This is a genomic window from Pseudomonas sp. HS6 (assembly GCF_023375815.1).
In the GTDB taxonomy this organism is placed as follows: domain Bacteria; phylum Pseudomonadota; class Gammaproteobacteria; order Pseudomonadales; family Pseudomonadaceae; genus Aquipseudomonas.
In genome coordinates, this window is record NZ_CP067412.1 from 6,330,321 (window position 1) to 6,354,247 (window position 23,927).

General features: G+C 60.4%; 22 protein-coding genes. 4 read left to right on the forward strand and 18 right to left on the reverse strand.

Translation table 11 applies throughout. The annotated features are described in order from the left end of the window. Positions 1 to 71 precede the first annotated feature (71 nt). Positions 72 to 2,156: a carboxy terminal-processing peptidase gene (locus JJN09_RS28645; protein ID WP_249484819.1), complete on the reverse strand. Its 2,085-nt coding sequence runs from the start codon at positions 2,154 to 2,156 to the stop codon at positions 72 to 74. Between the two features lie 181 nt (positions 2,157 to 2,337). Between JJN09_RS28645 and JJN09_RS28650 the strand changes: the two genes are divergently transcribed. Then, the gene (locus JJN09_RS28650) at positions 2,338 to 3,300 is read left to right on the forward strand and encodes a zinc-binding dehydrogenase (protein ID WP_249484820.1); all 963 of its coding nucleotides are present in this window, start codon (positions 2,338 to 2,340) and stop codon (positions 3,298 to 3,300) included. A 45-nt stretch (positions 3,301 to 3,345) separates the two neighbouring features. Here JJN09_RS28650 and JJN09_RS28655 read toward each other — a convergent pair whose 3' ends face one another. From JJN09_RS28655 to JJN09_RS28680, 6 genes are all read right to left on the reverse strand, one after another. Next, complete coding sequence (locus JJN09_RS28655; RefSeq protein WP_102622779.1) at positions 3,346 to 3,999, reverse strand: HAD family phosphatase; 654 nt, start codon at positions 3,997 to 3,999, stop codon at positions 3,346 to 3,348. 34 nt (positions 4,000 to 4,033) lie between these two features. Next, positions 4,034 to 5,023 carry an ABC transporter ATP-binding protein gene (locus tag JJN09_RS28660; protein ID WP_192560138.1) on the reverse strand — a complete coding sequence of 330 codons (990 nt, stop codon included), beginning with the start codon at positions 5,021 to 5,023 and terminating at the stop codon, positions 4,034 to 4,036. Next, on the reverse strand, positions 5,020 to 5,820 hold the full coding sequence (locus JJN09_RS28665) for an ABC transporter permease (protein WP_096822924.1): 801 nt from the start codon (positions 5,818 to 5,820) through the stop codon (positions 5,020 to 5,022). The genes JJN09_RS28660 and JJN09_RS28665 overlap by 4 nt, the downstream gene beginning before the upstream one ends. Then, positions 5,807 to 6,643 carry an ABC transporter permease subunit gene (locus JJN09_RS28670; RefSeq protein WP_249490867.1) on the reverse strand — a complete coding sequence of 279 codons (837 nt, stop codon included), beginning with the start codon at positions 6,641 to 6,643 and terminating at the stop codon, positions 5,807 to 5,809. The genes JJN09_RS28665 and JJN09_RS28670 overlap by 14 nt, the downstream gene beginning before the upstream one ends. A 5-nt stretch (positions 6,644 to 6,648) precedes the next feature. After that, the gene (locus JJN09_RS28675; RefSeq protein ID WP_102622780.1) at positions 6,649 to 7,455 is read right to left on the reverse strand and encodes an alkaline phosphatase family protein; all 807 of its coding nucleotides are present in this window, start codon (positions 7,453 to 7,455) and stop codon (positions 6,649 to 6,651) included. A gap of 182 nt (positions 7,456 to 7,637) precedes the next feature. Continuing rightward, entirely contained in the window at positions 7,638 to 8,702 is a 1,065-nt protein-coding gene (locus JJN09_RS28680; RefSeq protein ID WP_085710620.1) for an ABC transporter substrate-binding protein, read from the reverse strand. 351 nt (positions 8,703 to 9,053) lie between these two features. On the opposite strand from JJN09_RS28680, the gene JJN09_RS28685 reads away from it, so the two are divergent. Then, positions 9,054 to 9,767, forward strand: a complete 714-nt coding sequence (locus tag JJN09_RS28685) for a UTRA domain-containing protein (RefSeq protein WP_085701120.1) — start codon at positions 9,054 to 9,056, stop codon at positions 9,765 to 9,767. A gap of 422 nt (positions 9,768 to 10,189) precedes the next feature. Here the strand turns inward: JJN09_RS28685 and JJN09_RS28690 are convergent, their stop codons facing one another. The 8 genes from JJN09_RS28690 to minC all read right to left on the reverse strand — a co-directional run bounded on the left by JJN09_RS28690 (position 10,190) and on the right by minC (position 17,986). Further along, positions 10,190 to 12,349, reverse strand: coding sequence for a mechanosensitive ion channel family protein (locus tag JJN09_RS28690; RefSeq protein ID WP_249484821.1), 2,160 nt, complete (start codon positions 12,347 to 12,349; stop codon positions 10,190 to 10,192). 76 nt (positions 12,350 to 12,425) lie between these two features. After that, positions 12,426 to 12,602, reverse strand: coding sequence for a hypothetical protein (locus tag JJN09_RS28695; RefSeq protein ID WP_170929629.1), 177 nt, complete (start codon positions 12,600 to 12,602; stop codon positions 12,426 to 12,428). A 126-nt stretch (positions 12,603 to 12,728) separates the two neighbouring features. Further along, complete coding sequence (locus tag JJN09_RS28700; protein WP_085710626.1) at positions 12,729 to 14,018, reverse strand: M18 family aminopeptidase; 1,290 nt, start codon at positions 14,016 to 14,018, stop codon at positions 12,729 to 12,731. A gap of 120 nt (positions 14,019 to 14,138) precedes the next feature. Continuing rightward, positions 14,139 to 15,239, reverse strand: a complete 1,101-nt coding sequence (locus tag JJN09_RS28705) for a hypothetical protein (RefSeq protein ID WP_249484822.1) — start codon at positions 15,237 to 15,239, stop codon at positions 14,139 to 14,141. 46 nt (positions 15,240 to 15,285) lie between these two features. Then, positions 15,286 to 15,921 carry an RluA family pseudouridine synthase gene (locus tag JJN09_RS28710; RefSeq protein WP_249484823.1) on the reverse strand — a complete coding sequence of 212 codons (636 nt, stop codon included), beginning with the start codon at positions 15,919 to 15,921 and terminating at the stop codon, positions 15,286 to 15,288. Between the two features lie 91 nt (positions 15,922 to 16,012). Further along, positions 16,013 to 16,267 carry a cell division topological specificity factor MinE gene (minE, locus tag JJN09_RS28715; RefSeq protein WP_003223146.1) on the reverse strand — a complete coding sequence of 85 codons (255 nt, stop codon included), beginning with the start codon at positions 16,265 to 16,267 and terminating at the stop codon, positions 16,013 to 16,015. Then, on the reverse strand, positions 16,267 to 17,079 hold the full coding sequence (minD, locus tag JJN09_RS28720) for a septum site-determining protein MinD (protein WP_096822931.1): 813 nt from the start codon (positions 17,077 to 17,079) through the stop codon (positions 16,267 to 16,269). Before minD ends, minE begins: the two co-directional genes overlap by 1 nt. Before the next feature lie 169 nt (positions 17,080 to 17,248). Continuing rightward, positions 17,249 to 17,986 (reverse strand): septum site-determining protein MinC, encoded by a 738-nt coding sequence (gene minC, locus JJN09_RS28725; protein WP_249484824.1) that lies wholly within the window; start codon positions 17,984 to 17,986, stop codon positions 17,249 to 17,251. 116 nt (positions 17,987 to 18,102) lie between these two features. On the opposite strand from minC, the gene JJN09_RS28730 reads away from it, so the two are divergent. Continuing rightward, positions 18,103 to 19,035 (forward strand): lipid A biosynthesis lauroyl acyltransferase, encoded by a 933-nt coding sequence (locus JJN09_RS28730; RefSeq protein WP_085732337.1) that lies wholly within the window; start codon positions 18,103 to 18,105, stop codon positions 19,033 to 19,035. 35 nt (positions 19,036 to 19,070) lie between these two features. Continuing rightward, on the forward strand, positions 19,071 to 20,243 hold the full coding sequence (locus JJN09_RS28735; RefSeq protein ID WP_249484825.1) for a patatin-like phospholipase family protein: 1,173 nt from the start codon (positions 19,071 to 19,073) through the stop codon (positions 20,241 to 20,243). Positions 20,244 to 20,374: 131 nt separating this feature from the next. On the opposite strand, the gene JJN09_RS28740 is transcribed toward JJN09_RS28735, so the two are convergent. The 3 genes from JJN09_RS28740 to JJN09_RS28750 form a co-directional block, all read right to left on the reverse strand. After that, positions 20,375 to 21,160 carry an outer membrane protein OmpK gene (locus JJN09_RS28740; RefSeq protein ID WP_249484826.1) on the reverse strand — a complete coding sequence of 262 codons (786 nt, stop codon included), beginning with the start codon at positions 21,158 to 21,160 and terminating at the stop codon, positions 20,375 to 20,377. A 373-nt stretch (positions 21,161 to 21,533) separates the two neighbouring features. After that, positions 21,534 to 22,319: an outer membrane protein OmpK gene (locus JJN09_RS28745; protein WP_249484827.1), complete on the reverse strand. Its 786-nt coding sequence runs from the start codon at positions 22,317 to 22,319 to the stop codon at positions 21,534 to 21,536. 88 nt (positions 22,320 to 22,407) lie between these two features. Beyond that, positions 22,408 to 23,766 (reverse strand): nucleobase:cation symporter-2 family protein, encoded by a 1,359-nt coding sequence (locus JJN09_RS28750; RefSeq protein WP_249484828.1) that lies wholly within the window; start codon positions 23,764 to 23,766, stop codon positions 22,408 to 22,410. Positions 23,767 to 23,927: the final 161 nt, after the last annotated feature.

The window sequence follows — 23,927 nt, forward strand, 5'->3', positions numbered from 1 at the left end:
CTTTATTGCACGACAGAATGATGACTGTTTGATGACGATCCGGGGATCGTCAGCATTAAATTGCCATCACCTTACTTCTTGGCCACCTGATTGCTCAGCTTCAGGTAATCCAGCAGTACGCGCCCGGTCTCGCTCAGGTAGGCGTCGTCTTCCGGTTTGACCTTGTCCGGCTCGGCTGCCGCGAGGGCGTCGTCGTCCTCTTTCTTCAGCTCTTTGAGCGGTTCTTCGCCTTTGGCCTTGCGACGGATGTTTTCCATCGCCAGTTGCTTGGCGTCGATATCGGCGTGCTGGGCACGGCGATCGGCTTCATTGAGGCTGACGGTTTTCTCTTCCATCAGTTTCTGTGCCAGGGCCAGCTTGTCGCGAATGAACACGAACTCCGCGTCCTTGGCCGAACGTACGTCATGCTCCGACTTGAGCTGCGCAATGTAAGGCTTGAACGGGTCAACCGCAGGCTTGATGGCCGGCTTGATGGTGTCCCATGGCATGGCTTCCGGCAGAGCGCTCTCGCCGATTTCCTTGGTGTCGATGATCGACGGGTAATCGATGTCCGGCAGTACGCCCTGATGCTGGGTGCTCTGGCCGGATACCCGGTAGAACTTGGCCAGGGTCAGTTTCAGTTCACCATGGTTCAGCGGCTGGATGGTCTGCACGGTGCCTTTGCCGAAGGTCTGGCCACCGATGATCAGCGCGCGGTGGTAGTCCTGCATGGCGCCGGCGAAGATCTCCGAAGCCGATGCGGACAGGCGGTTGACCAGCAGCGCCATCGGGCCTTTGTAGAACGCACCCGGGTTTTCGTCTTCGAGCACATCGACCCGGCCATCGGCGTTACGCACGAGCACGGTAGGGCCCTTGTCGATGAACAGGCTGGTCAGCTCGGTGGCTTCCTGCAGGGAACCGCCGCCGTTGTTGCGCAGGTCGATGACCACGCCGTCGACTTTCTCTTTCTGCAGTTCGGTCAGCAGTTTCTTGACGTCGCGGGTGGTGCTCTTGTAGTCCGGATCGCCGGCACGGAACGCCTTGAAGTCGAGGTAGAAGGCCGGAATCTCGATCACGCCGAGCTTGTAGTCCTTGCCGTCCTGTTTCAGGTTCAGGATGGACTTCTTCACGGCCTGGTCTTCGAGCTTCACCGCTTCGCGGGTGATCGGCACGATCTTGCTGGTCTGGTCGTTCGGCGCATTGCTCGCCGGGATGACTTCCAGACGAACCACGGTGCCTTTCGGGCCACGGATCAGCTTGACCACTTCGTCCAGACGCCAGCCGACCACGTCGACCATCTCTTTGTTGGCTTGAGCAACGCCGATGATCTTGTCTGCCGGAGCCACCTGCTTGGTCTTGTCCGCAGGACCTGCGGGCACCAGACGCACGACTTTCACTTGGTCGTTGTCGCTCTGCAACACGGCGCCGATGCCCTCGAGGGACAGGCTCATGTTGATGTCGAAGTTTTCCGCGTTATCCGGCGACAGATAGTTGGTGTGCGGGTCGTAGGACATGGCGAAGGTGTTGATGTATGCCTGGAAGATATCTTCGGCACGGGTCTGGTCCAGGCGCGTCAACTGGTTCTTGTAGCGCTTGGTCAGCGTTTCCTGGATCTGCTTCGGATCCTTGCCGGCGATCTTCTGCCGCAGCACTTCGTCCTTGACGCGTTTGCGCCACAGGTCGTCAAGTTCGGCGGTGGATTTGAGCCACGGGGCGTCCTTGCGATCGATCAGCAAGGTTTCCTTCGTGGTGAAGTCCATCTTGTCGACGCCTTTGTTCAGCTCGGCAATGGCGAAGTCCAGACGCGATTTCACGCGATCCAGATAACGCTTGTAGATGGTGAAGCCGGCGTTGAGGTCGCCGCTCTTGAGGAAGTCGTCGAACTGGGTCTTCCACTTGTCGAATTCGGCGATGTCGCTGGCCATGAAGTAGCTGCGCGACGGGTCCAGCAGCTTGATGTAGCTGTCGTAGATGATCACTGAGCGCGCATCGTCAAGCGGCGGCTTGCTGTAGTGATGACGTTTGAGCAACTCGACGACGTTCAGACTGGCGATCACTTCATCGCGATCAGGCTGCAACTTGTCCCAGCTGTTGGCTGCGAATGTGGTGCCCGACACCGGCAAGAGGCCGATACCGATGAAAAGAGCGAGGGCGGTGCTGGGGAGCAAATGCTTCATGCTGATTCGACGCGGGGACAATTGATAACGCATATTAGGCCGTCTTTGAAGTCGCCGGTACCTCTACGCTCTGTACGATAACTGCTGTTCAGCGTTCGTTCAGACCCCAGGGCCGGTCGCATAATGCAAAAAGCCCGGCGCTACAGCTTCGGGCTCAGTCCAGACTCACTATGGAGGCACTGTGAAGGCATTGCAAGGCGTTGAAGGTCAAGTGGCATGGCTTGATGAGCCGAGTCCTACTTGTGATGTAGGACAAGTTCGCATCCGGGTGGCGGCAGCCGGCCTCAATCGCGCGGATTTATTACAGAAGGCGGGCCTTTATCCGCCGCCGCCGGGTGCCAGTCAGGTGCTCGGTCTTGAGTGCTCCGGGGTGATCAGCGAAGTCGGCGCCGGTTCTTCCTGGCAGGTCGGTGATCGTGTCTGCGCCTTGCTGGCCGGGGGCGGGATGGCCGAAGAAGTGGTCGTCGACGGACGGCATGTGCTGCCGGTTCCGGAAGGTGTGTCGCTGATCGAGGCGGCAGCGTTGCCCGAGGTTTACGCGACCGTCTGGCTAAATGTGTTTCAACTCGCTGCGCTCAAACCGGGTGAGAAAGTTCTTCTGCATGCCGGCGCCAGTGGCATCGGTTCAGCCGCCATTCAGTTGTGCAAGGCGTTCGGCAATCCGTGCTGGGTCAGCGTCGGCTCGGCCGAGCGTTTGGCCTACTGTGAAGCGCTGGGGGCCCAGGGTGGTGTGGTGCGCACCGACGATCTGGAGAGCCTGCGGGATTTTGGGCCGTTTGATGTGATCCTGGATCCGGTCGGCGGTAACTATTCGGCGCTGAATCTGAAGCTGATGGCTCAGGACGGACGCTGGGTGCTCATCGGTCTGATGGGCGGCCGCGAAGCGAAACTCGATCTGGCCCAGGTGCTGGCCAAGCGCGTGCAACTGCTGGGTTCGACCCTGCGCAGTCGTGGCGATCAGTTCAAGGCGGATCTGTTCAGTGATCTGAGCCAGTACGTGTGGCCGCTGTTTTCCGAGGGACGCTTGAAGCCGCAACTGGCCAAGGCTTTTGCGATCAAGGATGCAGAGGCGGCGTTCGCCGAGCTGGCGAGCAATACGGTGGCGGGGAAACTGGTGCTGGTGATCGACGAAAGCCTGAGCTGATCATCGATGCTTGTGGGAGCAGGCCTGCTCCCACAAGACAATCGCTTACTTCCAGAGGTGAATCGGCCAGCCGGACTTCTCGGCCTGCTCGCGCAACACCGGATCCGGATTGACCACGTGCGGGTAATCCACCTTCAGCAGCAGCGGCAGGTCATTGCGAGAGTCGGAATAGAAACTCGCTCCTTCAAGGTTTTCCTCTTCGGCGTCCAGCCATTCCAGCAAACGGGTGATCTTGCCTTCGCGGTAGGTCAGCGTGCCCACGGTGTGGCCGCTGTACACGCCATGTGCCACTTCCAGTTCGATGCCCAGAATCTCATCGATGCCCAATCGCTCGGCGATGGGTTTGACCAGGTGCGTACCCGAGGCCGAGATCACCAGAATCCGGTCGCCGGCCTTGCGATGGGCGGCGATGGTTTTGGTCGCGTCGCTGAAGATGATCGGTTCGATGAAGTCTTCCACCCACGGTCCGACCAGGTGTTCGACCTCTTCCGGGGTGCGGCCGATCAAGGGTTCGAGGCTGAACTCCATGAAGTCTTCCATGCGCAACTTGCCGTGGCTGTAGGCGTCCATCAGCTCGTTGTTCTTGCGCATGAACGACTCGGGATCGACCCAGCCCAGGCGCCCCATCTGCTCGCTCCAGAGGGTGGCGCAGTCGCCGTGGATCAGGGTTTCGTCCAGATCAAAAATTGCCAGAGCCATCAGTGCAGTTCTCTCTTCAACGTCAGCAAAGTCATCAGGCTACCTCACACAGGGCCGTCGGATCGATGGAAAGTGCCAGGCGCTGACCGTCGGGATGCAGATCCGCCGCCGAACGGTTGAGCACGTCCACCACCAATTCCACGCCCCGGGCCTCGATGCGATAACGGATCACATTGCCCAGCAGGCTGTGGCTGCGAATCTGTGCATCGAGCTCGCCGTTCAGGCTCAGTTCGATGGCCTCCGGGCGAATGGCGATGCGATGGTTGATCGGCCGCTGCAACAGTTTCGAGGCACTGTCGGCATCCAGCAGGTTGTAGTTGCCGATGAAGCCGGCGGCGAACACGTCGACCGGTGCGGTGTAGAGGGTTTCGGCGTCGCCGCTTTGTACGATCTTTCCCTGATTCATCAGGAAAATCCGGTCAGACATGGTCAGGGCTTCTTCCTGATCGTGGGTGACGAAGATCGTGGTCAGACCGAGTTCGCGCTGGATCTGACGGATCTGTTCACGCAGGTGTTTGCGAATCCGCGCATCGAGGGCCGACAGCGGTTCGTCCAGCAACAACAGACGCGGACGGGTGACCAGCGAGCGGGCGAGGGCGACACGCTGGCACTGACCGCCGGAGAGTTGGTGCGGATAACGGCTGGCGAAATCGTTGAGCTCAACCAGTTTCAACACTTCGGCGACGCGCTTGTGGCTGTCGTCGGCATTGACCTTTTGCATGCGCAGGCCGAAGGCGACGTTTTGCTCCACGGTCATGTTGGGAAACAGTGCGTAGCTCTGGAACACCATGCCGATGCCGCGTTTCTGCGGGGTGAGCGGGACGATGTCGACGCCATCAAGCAGAATCTTGCCGCCATCCACTGGCGTCAGGCCGGCGATGCAGCGCAGCAGGGTGGATTTGCCGCAACCGGACGGGCCGAGCAGGGTGACGAATTCACCTTTCTGGATCTCGCAGTTGATGTCGCTGAACACGGTCGTTCCAGCGTAGTTTTTTTGCAGATGTTGGACGCTGACATAGCTCATTCGCTTTTGTCCTTGTTCAAGATGTTGGCGACCCAGGTCAGGACCAGCACGAAAAAGAAGTAGGAGATTACCAGCGCACTGGTGAAGTGGCCGCTGCTGTTGCGCATGTTGTTGAGGTAGACCTGCAGGGTTTCGTAGCGGGTGCCGACCAGGATATTGGCGAACACGAACTCACCGAACAGGAATGAGAACGACAGCAGCAACGCGACCATCAGGCCTTTGCGCAGGTTCGGCAGCACCACCAGGAATGCAGCCTGAAAGGTGCTGGCGCCGAGCAGTTGGGCGGCGTCCATCAGGTCGCGCAGGTTGATCGCTTGCAGGTTGTTGGTGATCGCCCGGTACATGAACGGCAGTGCCACGGTGAAGTAACAACCGATCAGGATCCACGGTGTACCGACCATCGCGAATGGTCCGGAGCCGTAGAGCTGCAGCAGCCCCACCGACGACACCACCGGCGGCACCGCGAAGGGCAGCAGGATCAGGATGTTCATCAGCGCATCGAGTTTCGGGAAGTGGTAATGCACCACGAAGAGCAGCGGCAGGATCAGCACCACCGACAGGATCAACGCCCCGACGCACACCAGCAACGACTGGCCGAAGGCGTGCAGGAAGCGCGGATCGCTCCACAACTGGATGTACCACTTGAAGGTGAAACCGCTGGGCAGGATGGTGGCCGACCAACTGCTGGCGATCGAGTAGACCAGCGTGCCCACCAGCGGCAGCAGCAGGATGGCGAACAGCAGGTACACCACGACGCGGTGGTAGACGCCGGCCGGGCCGGATTCAGCGCGAGACATGGTAGCTCCTCTTCAGCAGCAGTTGATGCACGACGGTCACCAGAGTCATCAGCGCCACCAGCACCACGGCCAGGGCACTGGCCAGGTTCGGATCGAGGGAAATGTCGCCGGACACCATCGCCGCAATCCGGATCGGCAGCACGTTGAAGTTGCCGGTGGTCAACGCGTAGACCGTGGCGTAGGCGCCGAGGGCGTTGGCCAGCAGAATCACGAAGGTGCCGAGCAGGGCCGGGGTCAACACCGGCAGGCCGATGTGGCGCCAGAACTGCCAGCCGTCAGCGCCGAGCAGTGCGGCGGATTCGCGCCAGTCTTCACGCAATGCGTCGAACGCCGGGTAGAGAAGCAAGACGCCCAAGGGAATCTGGAAGTAGGTGTAAAGGATGATCAGCCCGGTTTTCGAATACAGGTTGAAGTCCTGAATGATCCCGGCCTGTTTCAGCATGATGGTGATGCTGCCGTTGAAACCCAGCAGGATGATGAACGCAAACGCCAGAGGCACACCGGCGAAGTTGCTGGTCATGTTGGCGAAGGCGTTGACGAAGTTGCGCAGCTTCGAATCGACCCGGCGCAGGGAATAGGCACCCAGCACCGCGATGATGATGCCGAATACACTCGACCAGAAACTGATTTCGAGGCTGTACTGGATCGCCTGCAAATAGAACTTCGAACTGAAGATCTTGCTGAAGTTGGCGAAACCCCAACCGAACTCTTCCGATTGCAGGCTGTTGATCATCACCCAGACCAGCGGGGCGATTTCGAACACGATAAAGAACAGGGTGAAGGGCACCAGGCAAAGGGCCGCCAGCCATTTGCCGCGAGTCATTGAGTTCACTTGAGCAACTCCCGGCACACAGGTTTGTCGTGGGGCACGCCGAGCAGCTCGCAAACGGTGCCGCAGATGTCGGTCTGCTTCGGCGTGGCGTCGGCGTTCAGGCTGAAGGCATCGCCGAGCACGAACAGCGGCACCTGGCGTTCTTCCGGCAACAGGCCGTTGTGCGAACGGTCGTTGTTCATGCCGTGGTCGGCGGTCACCAGCACCTGATAACCGGCGTCGAGCCAGCCTTGCAGGTAGTCGGCGAGGATGATGTCGGCGCTGCGGGCACTGTTGCGGTATTGCGGGGTGTCGAGGCCGTGCTTGTGGCCGGCGTCGTCGATGTTCATCGGATGGATCAGCAGAAAATCCGGGGCGTGGCGCAGGCGCAGGTTTTCCGCGTCGGCGAACAGGTGCGAGTCCGGGTAGTGATCGTTCCAATAGAAGTGGCCGTGCTGGATCGGTAGCGCCGGGTCATCGGTATGCCGATCCCGTGCGGCCACGAACGGCGAGCGGTTGTAGAGCTCGCTGACCCAGTGGTACGCCGCGGCGGCGGTTTTCAGACCGGCATCACGGGCGTAGTGATAGATGCTGCGCTGATTGGACAGGCGCGAGACGTTGTTGTGGACGATGCCGCTATCGATCGGTGGCACGCCCGTGAGGATGCATTCGTAAAGCGGTCGGGACAGGGCCGGCAGCTCGCACTCCAACTGGTAGAGCGCGGCGCGTCCTGCGCCAACGTAAGCCTGCAGATGCCCCATGGCGTGACGCGCGACCTCGTAGTTGAGGCCGTCGAGCACGACAAGGATGACGTTGTGCTTCATAGGGGCAAAAACTCCGCGAAACAATAAAAACGGGAAACTCGAAATCGACACGGATCCTGTGGGAGCGGGCTTGCCCGCGAAGGCGTCATATCATTCAACCTATGTGTTGAATGTGAAATTGCCATCGCGGGCGAGCCCGCTCCCACAGGGTTTTGCGTCAGACCCAGTGGGGATCTACCGGCTTACTTCATCTCTACGATGACTTCTTCGTTCCACTTCTGCGGCAGGGCCTTGGAGGTTTTCTCCCACGCATCGGCATCCTTGATCGGCGTGACCTTCTTGTACTGCTCGTTCGGCAGCAGTTTGGCTTTTACGTCTTCCGGCAGGGTCAGGTGCTCGGCGCGGATCGGACGGGCGTTGCCGCGGGCGAGGTTGGTCTGGCCGGCGTCGCTGAAGATGTATTCGCGGGTCAGCTTGGCGGCGTTCGGGTTTTTCGCGTATTTGTTGATGATGGTGGTGTAGCCGGAAATTACCGAACCGTCGGACGGGATCAGCACCACGTAGTCATCCGGGTTAGCCATCTTGGCCTTGTAGCTCAGGCCGTTGAAGTCCCAGACCACGCCGACTTCGATCTCGCCTTTTTCCATGGTGGCGATGGTCGGGTTGGCCATCGACAGGCGACCCTGCTTGGCGATGTCTGCGAACAGCAGCAGGGCAGGCTGGATGTTTTTCTCGTCGCCGCCGTTGGCCAGCGCAGCGGCGAGTACGCCGTTGGCAGCTTGTGCGGCAGTGCTCACGTCACCGATGGAGACCTTGTATTTGCCGCCCTTGAGGTCAGCCCATTTGGTCGGTACTTCAGAACCGTGCAACAGCTTCTTGTTGACGATGAAAGCGATGGTACCGGTGTAGGCCAGTGCCCAGTTGCCGTCCTTGTCCTTGGCCCATGCAGGCACTTGATCCCAGGTGGTCGGCTTGTACGGTTGCACTACGCCTTGCTTGACCGCGATCGGACCGAAGGCCGCGCCGACGTCGCCGATGTCGGCGGTGGCGTTGTCTTTCTCGGCGGCGAACTTGGCGATTTCCTGAGCCGAGCTCATGTCGGTGTCGATGTGCTTCAGGCCGTAGGTCTTGGCCAGGTCTTCCCAGGTGCCTTTCCAGTTGGCCCAGTCATCGGGCATGCCGACGCTGTTGACGGCGCCTTCCGCTTTCGCAGCGGCTTCGAGGGTTTTCAGATCATCAGCCGCCATGGCGGCGGTGCACATGGCAATGGTCGAGCCTAACAGTGTTGCCAGGAAAAGCTGTTTCATTCCGAAGCTCCTTGGTTGTGTTCAACGCTGCGATTGCGGTTTGTGTTGGTCTAGGTCAGCAATACCTGAGCCAATGTAGGGGGGCTGGATGACACTTTGATGTCGGCGCATACCCGGCCCGGCTTTTATTTCTCCGGTATCGACGGCTGCCCGGTAAGCGTAGACCACCCGCAAAGTCCCGGTGGGCAAGGGACTTGGCCGATGTATTGCAAGTTGTCAGGGCGACCGTTCGGGAGTTTTGTCATCTCTCGGTCATCTGCACTGCCTAGGCTTGCAGCACGACCGAACGACGCGATAGTCGTGTGGTTTTGCCCCGAAACAGTGCTGGTCTAGTCCAGATAGGTAACGTTGATGCGCGATGAGGCAACAAAAGCGGTGACAGCCATTGGCCAGATCCTTCAGGAGCAACTCGACCACGGCCTTCTCGCGGCGGGGAGCAAGCTGCCGGCCGAGCGCAAACTCAGCGAGTTGTTCGGCACGACCCGGATTACTGTGCGTGAAGCGTTGTTGCAACTGGAGGCGCAAGGGCAGATTTATCGCGAGGAACGTCGGGGCTGGTTCGTGTCGCCGCCGCGCCTGGCCTACAACCTGATGCAGCGCAGTCACTTTCACGCGATGGTCAGTGCGCAGGGACGGGTGCCGTCGACCGAGGTGATTTCGGCGCGGTTGCAACCGGCGTCAGCGGCGGTGTGTGCGTGGTTGCAGTTGCCGGCGTTGTCGAGCGTGATTCAGATTTGCCGGTCGCGGCGGATCGATGGGCGGTTGGTGTTGTATGTGGAGCATTATCTGAATCCGCAGTTTTTTCCGGGGATTCTGGAGTTTGATTTGAATCAGTCGATTACCGAGTTGTATGCGCGGCACTACGATTTGCACTATGGGCGGGTGCGGTTCGAAATTGTGCCTACGTCGTTGTCGGTGGATGCGGCGGCGGCTTTACGGGTGTCGGTGGGGAGTCCGGGGTTACGGATTGCTCGGGTCAATTATGATCAGGCTGGGCGGTTGATTGATTGTGATCTGGAGTTTTGGCGGCATGATGCGATTCACGTTGGGGTTGATGTTGTTTGACCTTGACCTTGGCGGCCTTTGGGCCGGCCATGCTCTGGGATGTTTTGGGTGAATATCCGTTGCTTCGGGTGCTGCCGCTGACGGTTTCGCTTTTACAGCGACTCACTTTTCCAGACGCCGAAAAGTAAGCAAAAGGCTGGGCCCCGGCGTTCGGCACCTCGCCTGGGCTCGGTGTTCCTTCGTTCCGGGATTCATCCGGGGGCATCGCCTACGGTTTGCTTCGCTGCACCTCCTCTCGATGCATGCGGCTTCGCCGCACGGTCGCTGCGCTCCCACCCCCGGATGAATCCCTCCACTCAGCCTGCCGATGGGGCCGGCACGTCAAAAGCGGTACTTGAGCTAACGCTCATCGTGTTGAGTGGGGCGGCTGCGCCGCATCTGGCGATCAAGTTTGCCGGCGATGGTGGCCTGACGGTCAGGGGCTATTCCTGAGTTTGGCCACCACCACCTGCGGTTATCACCTGAACATTCATCCTCGGCGTCGCGAGATCCAGCCCGGCCTCATCCAGATGCCGTTTCAGCGACAGATTGAACGCCCGTGAAACTTCCCACTGTTTGATCGGTGCAGTCTTGAACCTTGCGCGCAATATCGCATTACCCGATTCAAAACTTTCCACCCCCTGAATCTCCAGTGGCGACCAGATATTGCGGCGCTGCAGCGGGTCGGTACGCATTTTCTGGCCGACTTCGCGCATCAGTTTGATGGCTTCGTCGATGTTCATGTTGAACGGCACCGCCACGCGGAAGATCGCGTAGCCGAATTCCCGGGAGTAGTTTTTGATGCTTTTGATTTCGCTGAACGGGATGGTGTGGACGATGCCGTCGATGTCCCGCAGGCGTACGGTGCGGATGGTCAGGCCTTCGACGGTGCCCAAGTGGCCGCCGACGTCGACGTAGTCGTCGATGGCCAGGGAGTCTTCGATGATGATGAACAGGCCGGTGATCAGGTCGGCTACCAGCGACTGGGCGCCGAAGCCGATCGCCAGGCCGATCACGCCGGCACCGGCCAGCAGTGGCGTGACGTTCATGCCCATGTTCGCCAGAGCGACGATCAGGGCGATGATGAAGATCGCCACGAACAGCACGTTGCGGATCAGCGGCATCATCGTTTGTGCACGGGCGTTGGCCAGGCCTTTGCGTGAGCGGGTGAGGGCGTGGTGGACGGCGGTGTCGCTGAGGATCCAGATCAGCCAGGCGAAGATCAACGTGCCGATCAGGCTGAACAGTTTGACGCTGACGTCGTGGCCTTCGCCTTCGGTGAAGCCGATCAGGGACATGCCCCAGACCCGCAGGCCGAGTTCGATGAAGGCCAGCCACACCAGCAAATGAGCGAGGGTGTAGAAGAAGCTTTTCAGGCGTTCGGAATACAGCGCGTGGCGTTTCGGGCCGCGTTGGGGTTTGAGGGCGTGGCGGCGGACGAGGCCGTTGATCACCATGCACAACACCAGCAGCACCGTGCAGATCAGCGACTGGCGCAGGGCGGTGCTGGTGTCGCCGGCGGAGACGAAGGTGGCGAACAGGGAAATCCCCACGAGGACCAGCGCCGGCACGTACCAGAAGGTGCCGAGGATTTCGATGGTGTCGCTGAGGGCGCGGCGGGTCAGGCGGCGGGACAGTGGCTGGTTGCGGATCAGGTGGGCGATCGGGCGGCGGAAGCGCAGGATGAACAGGCCGGTCGACAGGGCCGCGAGCACATTGGCGACGGTGGCCGCGGTGTGTGCCAGGTGCACGCCCAGGCCGCTGACCAGTCGCGGGTCGTTCAGGGCTTCGCCGAACGCGGCGAAGCTGCCGATCAGCCACAAGGGACGGAAGGCCTGATGGCGCAGGATGTACAGCGCACGATGGCGGTGCGGGCCGTCGAGTACGGAGAAAGCAATCACGCAGATCGCCGAGAAGCAGGTGCCGACCACCAGCGCATAAGCCAGAACCATCGCCAGGCTTTTGCCCAGCGACGACGGCAGCGCGTAGCTCATGTAAACCGTGATGGCCAGGGCAATCATCCATGGGCCGAGCTTGCGCAGGGCGAAGCGCAGCATGTCAAGGGCCCGGGGGTTTTGTGGCAGTTCTTCGGTCAGGCCGAAGCGCATGCGCACCCGGTGGCCGAGCCAGATCAGTGCGGCGGCGAGAAGGCTCCAGACGGCGAGGATCACGGCGAAGGCGAAGATGATCGGCAGCCATTCGCTGGCCGGCAGCATCAGGTCGGACAGTTCGTCTTTGGCCAGATCGAACTCGGCGGACCAGCGATTGAGCGGGCTGTCGGCACCGGTAAATTGTTTTTCGAAGGTGGCGAGGGTGCCGCCTATCAGGCCCAGCACGCCTTCTTCCGGGGTGGCCTGGGCTTTTTTCGTGGCGTCGCGCAGCTTTTTCAGGTCGCTCAGCAACTGGGCGCGTTGCTTGTCGTTTTCCAGCGACTTGATGACTTCGTCGAGGGACTGGCCGAGTGGTTCCTGAGCCTCCGGTTGCGCCTTGTTCGAGCCATTGAGCAGGCCGGGCAGGCTCACCGCGTGGGCAGGCGCCGACGGCAGCAGCGTCATCAGGCAGACGAGGAAAAGGCAGGGCAGGGCAAAGAAACGAGCGAACACTAGGCGGTCAACCTCGCAAGGGGCGGATCGGGCGAGTGTACGAGCCCGCCTGAATCAATGCGAGCCGGGCGCGGATTTATTCGTTGAGTTTGGCGAGGATCTTGTAGACCACGGTGGCCAGGATCAACAGCATGCCGATCCACATGGCGAACACTCCGGCGTTTTTGTCGCGGAAGTTGAAGCCGAACGCCAGCAGAATCATTCCGGACAGAATCGGAATGAGCATGGAGTGGAACGCAGACATCGAGATCATGGCGACAGCCTTGTCGAAGGGGATGATTTAAGTCTAGGTCGCTTTTTACCGACCGGTGGTGATGTGTATCACAGTCACTGCGCAGTCGACGTGGCGAGGGAGCAAGCGCCCTCGCCACAGGACCGGTTACGGCAATTCGCGGCTGGCGTAGAACGCGCTCAGCACTTTGACCAGGTGGGCCAGGTCATGGCTGCCGCACAGTTCGCGGATCGAGTGCATGGCGAACGTCGGCAAGCCGATGTCGACCGTGCGCACGCCCAAATGGCTGGCGGTGATCGGGCCGATGGTCGAACCGCAGCCCATGTCGCTGCGGACCACGAAGCTTTGCACCGGCACTTCTTCAGCCATGCACAGATGGCGGAAGAAACCGGCGGTTTCGCTGTTGGTGGCGTAGCGCTGGTTGCTGTTGACCTTGATCACCGGGCCGGCGTTGAGTTTCGGGCCGTGGTTGGCGTCGTGCTTTTCGGCGTAGTTCGGGTGCACGCCGTGGGCGTTGTCGGCCGAGACCAGCAGGGATTTCTGGATGGTGCGTACGAATTCGTCACCTTCGGGCAACAGGCGACGCAGGGTCTGTTCGAGCATCGGGCCGTCGGCGCCGCATGCGGAGCAGGAGCCGACTTCTTCGTGGTCGTTGCACACCAGCACGCAGGTTTCTTCGGTGTCGGCGGTCAGAAGGGCTTGCAGACCGGCGTAGCACGACAACAGGTTGTCGAGGCGGGCGCCGGCGATGAAGTCACCGTTCAGGCCGATGACCGCAGCGCTTTGGGTGTCGTAGAAGCTCAGCTCGTAATCGAGCACCACGTCGGCATTGAGGCCGTGCTCGCGGGCCAGTTGATCGGTCAGCACGGCACGGAAGTCCACGCGTTCGTCACCGGCGAACTGCGCGAGAATCGGCGGCAGTTCGGTCTGGGCATTGATCGCCCAGCCTTGGTTGGCTTCGCGGTTGAGGTGGATCGCCAGGTTGGGAATGATCGCGATCGGGGCCTTGAAGTCGATCAGCTGGCTCTCGACCTTGCCGTCGCGGCGGAAGGTGACGCGGCCGGCCAGCGACAGATCACGGTCGAACCACGGTGCTAGCAGCGCGCCGCCGTAGACTTCGACGCCCAGTTGCCAGAAGCCCTGGCGTTGCAATTCAGGTTGCGGCTTGACCCGCAGGCACGGGCTGTCGGTATGGGCGCCGACCAGACGGATGCCGTCGTGCAGCGGAGAGTTGCGGCCCATCTTGATCGCGACGATCGAGGAGTCGTTACGGGTGACGTAGTAACGACCATTGGCTTCGGTGTGCCAGGTCTCGCGCTCGTCGAGGCGCACATAACCGGCGGCCTCCAGGCGTTGAACAAGGCTGGCGGTGGCGTGAAACGGGGTAGGGGAGGCCTTGAGGAAGTCGATCAGGCCTTGGTTCAACTCTTCGCGCATAAGAAGCTCCAGACAGCAATGGGCGGGAGTTTAACGCATGCCGGTGTGCAGGCCACAATCGAAATCGAATGTAAAAAGAGATCCACTGTGGGGGCAAGCTCCCACAGTGGACAGTGTTGCTCAGCGAGCCGCGGCCACGCGTTTTTTCAGGTAGCTCATGATGGCTTTTTCGTCTTCGGGCTTTTCCGGGCGCGGCAGTTGTTGCGGCCAACGACTCTGGTTCAGAAGCTTTTTCTGACGGCTCTCGTCCCAGCGAAGAATCTCTCGCGAGGCACATTCCCACCACTCATGGCGACAGGCGCTGTAGTACGGATGATCCGGCGCGGCGCTGCCATACAGCAGGTCACGGCCGACCTTGCGCATCGTGCCGCTCTGATTGCGCAGCTTCCATTTGATTTTCAGGCGCTGCCAGGCGGACGGGAACGGTTTGACCCGTGGCACGTCCTTGCACAGATCCACCAGGCGCTGGCTGAATTTTTCGCCGTGCTGGGCGAAGAAAAACGCCTGCATCGCGTGGAAGAAGCGCTTTTCGGCAAAGTAGTGATAGATGTACTTGCGCGCTTCAACCACCGGCCGCTTGCGCAGTGCGAACGACAGGGCGATCTGTTCGATGGTATGGATGTCGAAACCGTCAGCCGTCCATTCGTCGATCAAGCGGATCGACTCTTCGAACAATTTTCCGTCGCTGTCGGTTATGCCGCACAGCCCGCTGTTGTAGAGCTTGAAGCCGCTTTCCGGAGTCACGCCGTGGGCGCTGAGGTCGCGGCCGAGCTTCAGGTAATCGTCGCGTTCAAAGACATCTTTCCAGTCGTATTCGAAACGATCCATCACCGATTGCTCGGGGGTGATGTGTTGGAACAGACGGTTCGGGTCGCTGGTGAACAGGGTGTCGGTATCAACGAACAAGGTCTTTTCGGCCAGTTGCAGGCCGGCGGCAATGGCGCAGGCCTTGCGCCGGTGGTGATAGCCGTTGTCGCCTTGCCAGCGGTTCAGAGTCGGCTCGTCGAGCAGCACGGTGTCGACGGGCCAGCCTTCGTAATCCTGTGGTCGATCTGTGAGGATTCTGATAGCCGGGCGCTTGCCGGTCCTGGCCTGGGACAGGGCGGTCAGGATGCTGAACTTGGCTTCGCGCCGGTAAACATCCTGGTTGCCGTAAATCAGGTAGAGCAGTTGATGACGGGTCTTCTTGACGGGTGTTGCCAGGGAATCAGTACAACTCATCCGGAACAAAATCCTTTAAAACAGGCGACTGCCGGTCAGGCAGTGCTTAAAACGGAGCCGGGCATTCGAAACGCAAGCGTTCGCCGGACTGCGGGTGGGTGAAGCTGAGCATGCTCGCGTGCAGGCACAGGCGCGGCCAGGCGGCCAAGGCTTGTTCATGGGCATAGAGCCCGTCACCGAGCAGCGGATGACCGATGGACAGCATGTGCACGCGCAACTGGTGCGAGCGGCCGGTGATCGGCGTCAGTTCGACACGGCACCAGTCGCCGCAACGTTCCAGTACGCGCCAGAAGGTCAGGGCGTGTTTGCCGAATTCGTGGTCGACCACGTGACGCGGCTTGGTTGGCGGATCGTAGCGCAGGGGCAGGTCGATGCTGCCGCTGTCCAGTTCCGGCTGACCCCAGCACAGGGCGGTGTAGGCCTTTTCGGTTTCGCGGTCATGAAACTGGCGCGACAGTTCGCGGTGGGTGTCGGCGTCGCGAGCCAGCAGAATGATGCCGGAGGTTTCCCAGTCCAGACGATGGACGATACGCGCTTCCGGGTAGCCGTTTTCCTGCAGGCGAGTGATCAGGCAGTCCTTGTTGTCGTCGGCCCGGCCGGGCACCGAGAGCAACAGGGTCGGTTTGTTCACCACCAGTACGGCGGCGTCCTGATGGAGGATGTGGATGTTGGACAGCGGCATTAAAACAGCCTCGTAACAAATGCCAACGGCGGCTCAGGGCACTTCCGGTGTCGGAAGGGCCCTGAGCCGCCGTCGTTCCTGCCGGATCGACTCAGCGATCTGGCAGGGTGATGTTGAGTTCCAGAATCGAGCAACTGCCCTGGCTTTCCAGTGCAACATGTACGTCGTCGTTGCCGATGTTGACGTACTTGCGGATCACGTCCACCAGTTCCTTCTGCAAGGCTGGCAGGTAATCCGGCGTGCTGCGCTGGCCGCGCTCATGCGCCACGATGATCTGTAGACGCTCTTTCGCTACCGAGGCAGTGCTTGGCTTTTTGTTGGCACGAAAGAAGTCAAAAAGGTTCATTACCTACCTCCAAACAGGCGCTCGAAGAATCCCTTCTTCTCGACATCGAGGAACCGGTGTGCTTTGTCTTTGCCCAGCAGGCGGTCGACGGTGTCGCTGTAGGCCTGGCCGGCATCGCTCTGGTCGTCGAGGATGACCGGGACGCCCTGGTTGGATGCCTTGAGCACCGCCTGGGATTCCGGGATCACACCCAGCAGGGTCACCGAGAGGATTTCCTTGACGTCTTCGACGCCGAGCATTTCGCCCTTTTCAACGCGCTCCGGGTGGTAGCGGGTGATCAGCAGATGTTCCTTGATCGGGTCTTCGCCACGTTCGGCGCGACGGGACTTGCTGGCCAGCAGGCCGAGCATGCGGTCCGAGTCACGTACCGAGGACACTTCCGGGTTGGTCACGACGATCGCTTCGTCAGCGAAGTACATGGCCAGGTGGGCGCCTTTCTCGATGCCCGCCGGGGAATCGCAGACCACGAACTCGAATTGTTCCTTGAGCTCCATCAGGACTTTTTCCACGCCTTCGACGGTCAGCGCGTCTTTGTCGCGGGTCTGGCTGGCGGCCAGCACATAGAGGTTTTCCAGGCGCTTGTCTTTGATCAGGGCCTGTTGCAGGTTGGCTTCGCCGTTGACCACGTTGACGAAGTCATACACCACGCGGCGCTCGCAACCCATGATCAGGTCAAGGTTACGCAAGCCCACGTCGAAGTCGACGATCACTGTTTTGTGGCCGCGCAGAGCGAGGCCGGTACCGATAGCGGCGCTGGTGGTGGTCTTACCCACACCACCCTTGCCGGATGTAACCACGAGAATCTTGGCCAAGGTGTTTCACCCCTAAGGAAGAAGGACTGTTCAGCCCCTGAAAAACATCTCTTGAAAACTACTGCAGTCGGACAGCCTTGGCTGGAATTTGGCTTTTGGCCTTTTTCCTACTTCGTTTGAGCCGTTTTCGCTACGTTTTAGAGATGCTTGGAAAATGCGGCAGTATCCGTTAAAGCCGAATGATGTTCAACACGTCGCCCGATAGGCTGACCTGTACGCCCGAACCCCACATCGGATCGCGACGCAGGTCTTCGGAAACCTTGTAGTGGCCTGCGATGGAGATCAGTTCAGCGCTCAATTGCTGACAGAAAATCCGCGCCTTGGTGTCGCCCTTGACCCCGGCCAGCGCACGACCGCGCATCGGGCCGTATACATGGATGTTGCCATCGGCGAGAAGTTCCGCCCCCGGACTGACCGAGGAAACCACCACCAGATCGCCACCCTGGGCATAGATCTGTTGGCCACCACGTACTGGCGTGGTGATAACGCGGGTCTGTTTGACGGTCGGCTCCGGCGGTTTTTCCGGCTTCTTCGGAGCAGCAGGCTCGGCAGTTTCCAGCGGTCGCTCACGGGCGCCGGACGGCGGCAGCACCGGGATGTCGATGGCGATGGCGGCGGCGATGTCTTCGATGCGGCTGGCGCGGATCGCCAGGGTGCGCAGGCCGTGTTGGCGGCACACGCGCATCAGGCCCGGCAGATCAACGGCGCCTTCGCTGGGCGGCAACTTGTCCAGCGCCAGAACCAGCGGCGCGTTGCTGAAGAAGTTCGGCGCCTGGGCGACTTTGGCGGCCAATTGCCGATCAAGGCTGTCCAGGTCGTTGCGGGACAGTTCCAGCACCGTAATGGCGAGCATGCTGCCCTTCAGCTGGAACACGGGATCTTGGTCTAGCGGTTCGGTTTGGCTCATGTCGGCATACAACGGCTTGTCACTAAAAGTGCCGAGACTTATAACGAGAACGCCCGCCAGCCGCAAGCCGGGTCGAACGATGTAGAATGCGCGGCCACTTATTTACGGAAGCTTTAATGGATCGCCCGCGTTTTCGAAAAGCATTTCTTGCTCCACGCTTCTGGCCACTCTGGTGCGGCCTGGGGCTGTTGTGGCTGATCGTGCAGCTGCCGTATCCGGCATTGTTGGCCATCGGTCGCTTTCTTGGTGCCTTGATGTATCGCTTCGCCGGCGACCGGCGGCGCATTGCCAAGCGCAATCTGGAATTGTGTTTCCCGGAAAAATCTGCCGCCGAGCGCAAACGCCTGCTCAAGGAAAACTTTGCCTCCACCGGCATCGCCTTCTTTGAAATGGCGATGAGCTGGTGGTGGTCGCGTCAGCGTCTGGCGAAACTGGCCCATGTCGAAGGCCTGGAGCACCTGCAAAAGGCTCAGCGCGAAGGCAAGGGCGTGATTCTGATGGCGGTGCATTTCACCACTCTGGAAATCGGCGCGGCGCTGCTCGGCCAGCAGCACACCATCGACGGCATGTACCGCGAACACAAGAACCCGCTGTTCGACTTCATCCAGCGTCAGGGCCGCGAGCGGCACAATCTCGATTCGCTGGCGGTGGAGCGTGACGACGTGCGCGGTATGCTCAAGCTGCTGCGCTCCGGGCGCGCGATCTGGTACGCACCGGATCAGGACTACGGCGCCAAGCAAAGCATCTTCGTGCCGTTGTTCGGCATTCAGGCCGCGACCGTCACCGCCACCAGCAAGTTCGCGCGGCTGGGCAAGGCGCTGGTGGTGCCATTCACCCAGGAGCGTCTGGCCGACGGCAGCGGTTATCGTCTGGTGATCCATCCGCCGCTGGAAGGTTTCCCGGGCGAGACCGAAGAGGCCGATTGCATCCGCATCAACCAGTGGGTCGAAGGCGTGTTGCGCGATTGCCCCGAGCAGTACTTGTGGGCGCATCGGCGCTTCAAGAGCCGTCCACCGGGCGAGCCGAAGCTGTACGCCAAACGCGGTTGAACCTTCCATCCCTATAAGCACCACGGAGCGTTGCGATGAGCCCAGCTGAACCGGTCACAGGTTTGATTCTTTCCGGCGGCGGGGCTCGGGCGGCGTATCAGGTGGGAGTGCTGGCGGCAATTGCCGAACTGCTGCCGCTGGGGGCAGACAATCCGTTCCCGGTGATTGTCGGCACCTCGGCCGGGGCGATCAACGCGGTCAGCCTCGCCAGCGGCGCCACGGACTTTCGTGCCGCCATCGAACGCCTGACCCTGTTCTGGCAAGGCTTTCGCAGCCATCGCGTATTGCGCAGCGACTGGCCGGGGGTGATCCGCCAGGCCAGTCGATTCGTCAGTCACAGCCTGCTGGGCATGGGCCGGCAATTGCCGGTGGCACTGCTCAACAGCTCGCCGTTACGCCATCTGCTCAATGAAAAACTGCACATGCCCGGCATTGCCGAATCCATCGCCCGTAAGCAACTGCACGCGGTGGCGGTGACGGCGTTCGGCTACGAGTCGGGGCAGGCGGTGACCTTCTATCAGGGCGGCGGCACCATTGACTCATGGTTGCGTCATCGGCGCATCGGCGTGCCGACGCAATTGACCGTGGAGCATCTGCTCGCCAGTTCAGCGATCCCGCTGTTGTTCGCGCCAGTGAAAATCGGCGAGGAATACTTTGGCGATGGCGCGGTGCGGCAATCGGCGCCGATCAGTCCGGCTCTACACCTGGGTGCGAGCCGGGTGCTGGTGGTGGGCGTCAGTGGCAACCCGCGCGGGTTCGACCCGGCACAACCGCTGGAGCGCACTTACACCGGTCAGCAGCCGACGCTGGCGCAGATCGGCGGCCACATGCTCAACAGTACGTTCATTGACAGCCTGGAAAGCGACATCGAGCTGCTTCAGCGTCTGAACCAGTTCAGCCATCTGATGCCCGACGGAACGCCGACGCGGACTTTGGGCGTTGCGCCAGTGGAAGTGCTGGTGATTTCACCCAGTCAGCCGATCGATGAGATCGCGGCGCGGCATCGTCAGGAACTGCCGGCGGCGTTGCGGCTGTTCTTGCGCGGGCCGGGGGCGACTAAAACGAGCGGGGCAGGGGTGTTGAGTTACTTGCTGTTCGAGGCGGGGTATTGCAGTGAACTGATCGACCTGGGGCGGCGCGATGCACTGGCCAAGCGCGATGAGCTGTGCCGGTTTCTCGGGATCACCGAGGCAGTTGTTCCGGCCTGATATTTGGGGTGGCGGCAATCGCTGGCAAGCCAGCTCCCACAGGTTATTGGGTGTCCACAACCTCTGTGAACGACGCATGACCCTGTGGGAGCGAGCTTGCTCGCGAAGGCGTCCCTGAGGACGCCGCCGGATCAGAAGTGGAACTTCACCAGGAAGCTGGTCACGTTCTGATTGGTGGTGAAAGCACGGGTGTCGTCGATCCCGTACTTGTCTTTCCAGTAGTCGTATTCAACGCCGACGTACAGCTGCTTCTCGCCGAAGTTCAGCGCCTTGCCCAGGTCGTATTTGACCTGTGGGTTGAAGTGCAGGTTGGCGTGGTATTCGCCTTTGCTGTTGACGTCGTTGTCGACCACCCAGTCCATGTAACCGTCGATCAGCACGTTCGAGTCGCCGACCGGAATGGTGTAGGACCAGACTGGCGTGATCTGCCAGACGTTGTCACCCGGACGCGAGCCTTCGGTGTGACGCTGGTAGAAGTTCAGCTGGAAGTAGTCGAAGCCCGGAATGGCCAGGTCGAAGCCCGGACCGATCAGGTAGGACTCGACGTCACCTTCACCGAACTCGTAGGTCATGGCCAGCAGCACGTCTTTGATCGGGCCGAATTCGATCTTCTGGTCGAGCACCTTGCCCAGCGAGATGCGTGGCTGGAACTCACCGTAGTAGGTGTTGTTGCCGACGCCGCCGTCTGGCTTGCCGTTGTAGAAGATCTTGTCGATGAACAGGAAGTTGTCCCCATACTTCCATGCATCGGCGTGCTCGAAGGTTACCGTCTGCTGGATGGCCGGGTTGACCTTGAAGTCCTTGCCGTAGAGGTAGGTCAGGCTGTTGTTCTGCCATTGCAGCAAGCCGTCGGCCATGGCCTGGCCGCCGGCCAGCATGGTTCCCGCAAGCATCAGGCTGGTGCACATACGTTTCATTCGGTTGCTCCCAAAGTAGGTGTTCCACGTTTATTTTTTTTGAGTCGGCGCTCTGGTGTGGCGCCTTTTTTCGTTGCTGCAAAAATCATCCATCCGGTCAGCTTTAGTGCTGTTAGCAAGAGCTGAGCCAAGGCTTTTCGAAAAGCAAAAAAACGCCCGTCGGCTGCTGAAAAACAGTCGATTGAGCGTGTTTTCGGGATGCCTCGGTACTGACCGTGGCCGGGATAAGTTGGCCCGTCGGTCAGGAATTAAATCCGGGCTTTTTTTTAGACCGAATTCAGGAGGCCGCGGAGAATACTGACTCAACGGCCAGGTCTCAAGTGCCCCGCAACAGAGCACCGACGACAGGTAGGGGGCGCGGTTGCGGGTCATCTTAGAAGTGCACCTTCACCAGCAGGCTGGCGGTGTTCTGATTGGTGTCGAGGTTGTGGCTGCTTTCGACCCCGTATTTGTTTTTCCAGTAGCTGTACTCGGTGCCGACATACAGCTGCTTCTGGCGCCAGCCGAGGGCTTTGCCCAGGTCGTATTTGATCTGCGGATTGATGTGCAGGTTGGCGTGATAGGTGCCGCGCGAGTTCTCGTCGTTGTCGACGACCCAGTCGAGGTAGCCATCGATCAGCACGTCGGAATTACCCAGCGGAATGCTGTAGGACCAGCCCGGCGTGATCTGCCAGACACCATCGCCCGGGCGCGGGCCTTCGGTCTGGCGACGGAAGATGTTCAGGGTGACGTAGTTGAAGCCCGGCACTTTCAGGTCAAAACCGGGGCCGATCAGATAGGCCTCGCTCTCGCCTTCGCCGTATTCGTAAGTCATCGCCAGCAGCACGTCCTTGATCGGGCCGAATTCGAGCTTGCGATCGAAGATCTTGCCGAACGAGAAGCGCGGGGTGAATTCGCCGTAGAAGGTGTGCGGGCCTTTGTTGCGGTCTTCCTGGCCGTTGTAGAAGATCTTGTCGACGAACAGGAAGTTGTCGCCGTACTTCCACTTGTCGGCGTGCTCGAACGTCACCGTCTGCTGGATCGACGGATTGATCGCGAAGTTCTTGCCGTACAGGTAGCTCAGGCTGTTGGTCTGCCACAGCAATAAATCGCCGGCCATGGCTTGTGATGCGGCCAGCAGGCCGCCGCTCAACAACACGTTGGTTTGAGTCCGGATCATCTGTTGCTCCCTCTTGTTTTTATTGTTTGAGGCGCAGGTTGTGGCCAGGGGGCTGGCCACGGGCAGGCCCCCTTTGCTGTCAGTCAGATCAATGCGGGTGTGCGTGACAATCGTTGATGGCCGCGCGCTCGGCGCCGCCCAGGATGTTGAACAGAAGGTTCAGCGTCAGTGCGCTGAGGGTGGCCATGGCGATACCGCTGTGGGTGATCGGGCTCATCCACAACGGCAGGTGGGCGAAGAACTCCGGACGTACCACCGGGATCAGGCCCATGCCGATGCTCACCGCCACCAGCAGTTGATTGCGACGGTCACCGATGTCGGCCTCTTGCAGGATCTTGATCCCGGTAGCTGCAACCATGCCGAACATCGCAATCGCCGCACCGCCAAGTACCGCCGGTGGAATCGACGCCACCAGAAACGCCGCTTTCGGCAGCAGGCTCAGGACGATCAGCAAGCCGCCGGCGACGATGGTCACCGAACGGCAGCGCACGCCGGTCATCTGCACCAGGCCAATGTTCTGAGCGAAGGAGGAGTGGGTGAAGGTGTTGAAGAAACCGGCAACGAACGATGCGCCGGCATCACACAGCAGACCGCGACGTAGCATGCGCGGGCAGACTTCCTGACCGGTGATCTTGCCCAGCGCGAGGAACATTCCGGTGGACTCGACAAAGATGATCACTACCACCAGACACATCGACAGGATCGGTGCCAGTTCGAACTTCGGCATGCCGAAATGCAGCGGAGTAACGAACTGAACCCACGGCGCATTGGCCATGCCGCTCAGATCGACCATACCGATGGCGCCGCAGAGCACGTAGCCCAGGCACATGCCGATCAGCACGGAAATGTTGACCCAGAAACCACGCATGAAACGGTGGATCAACAGAATGGTGCCCAACACCAACGCGGCGATGGCCAGATAAATCGGTGATCCGAATTGTGCAGCGCCTGCGCCGCCACCGGCCCAGTTCACGGCCACGGGGAACAGCGACAAACCGATCGAGGTGATGACCGTGCCGGTCACCAGAGGAGGGAAGAAGCGTACGACCTTGGACATGAACGGCGCGATGATCATGCCGAAGAACCCGGCGGCGATGGTTGCGCCGAAGATCCCTTGCAGACCGATGCCGGGCATGCCGGCCATGGCGACCATGCTGCCGACAGCGGCGAAACTGGCGCCCATCATCACCGGCATACGAATGCCCATCGGGCCGATCCCTAAGGATTGCACGATGGTGGCGATGCCGGCGACCAGCAGGTCGGCGTTGATCAGGAAGGCGATTTCTTCACGACTCAGGCCAGCGGCCTGTCCGATGATCAGCGGTACCGCGATGGCGCCGCCGTACATCAGCAGAACATGTTGCAAACCGACCAGGATCAGTTGCAAAAGGGGCAAACGCTGAATGGCGGGTGCGTCGGGGATGCGCGCTTTGGACAGCTCGGACATGCAACACCTCGGATCTTTTTTATTCTTGTGATTGAACAGCTGCCGGGTGGCTCACAGCTGTCCTTTTGCATCAGGTAAACCGCGTTGCGGCTAATCGCAGGCAAGCCAGCTCCCACAGGATTGTGTGAATCCCTGTGTGAGCGGGCTTGCCCGCGATGCTT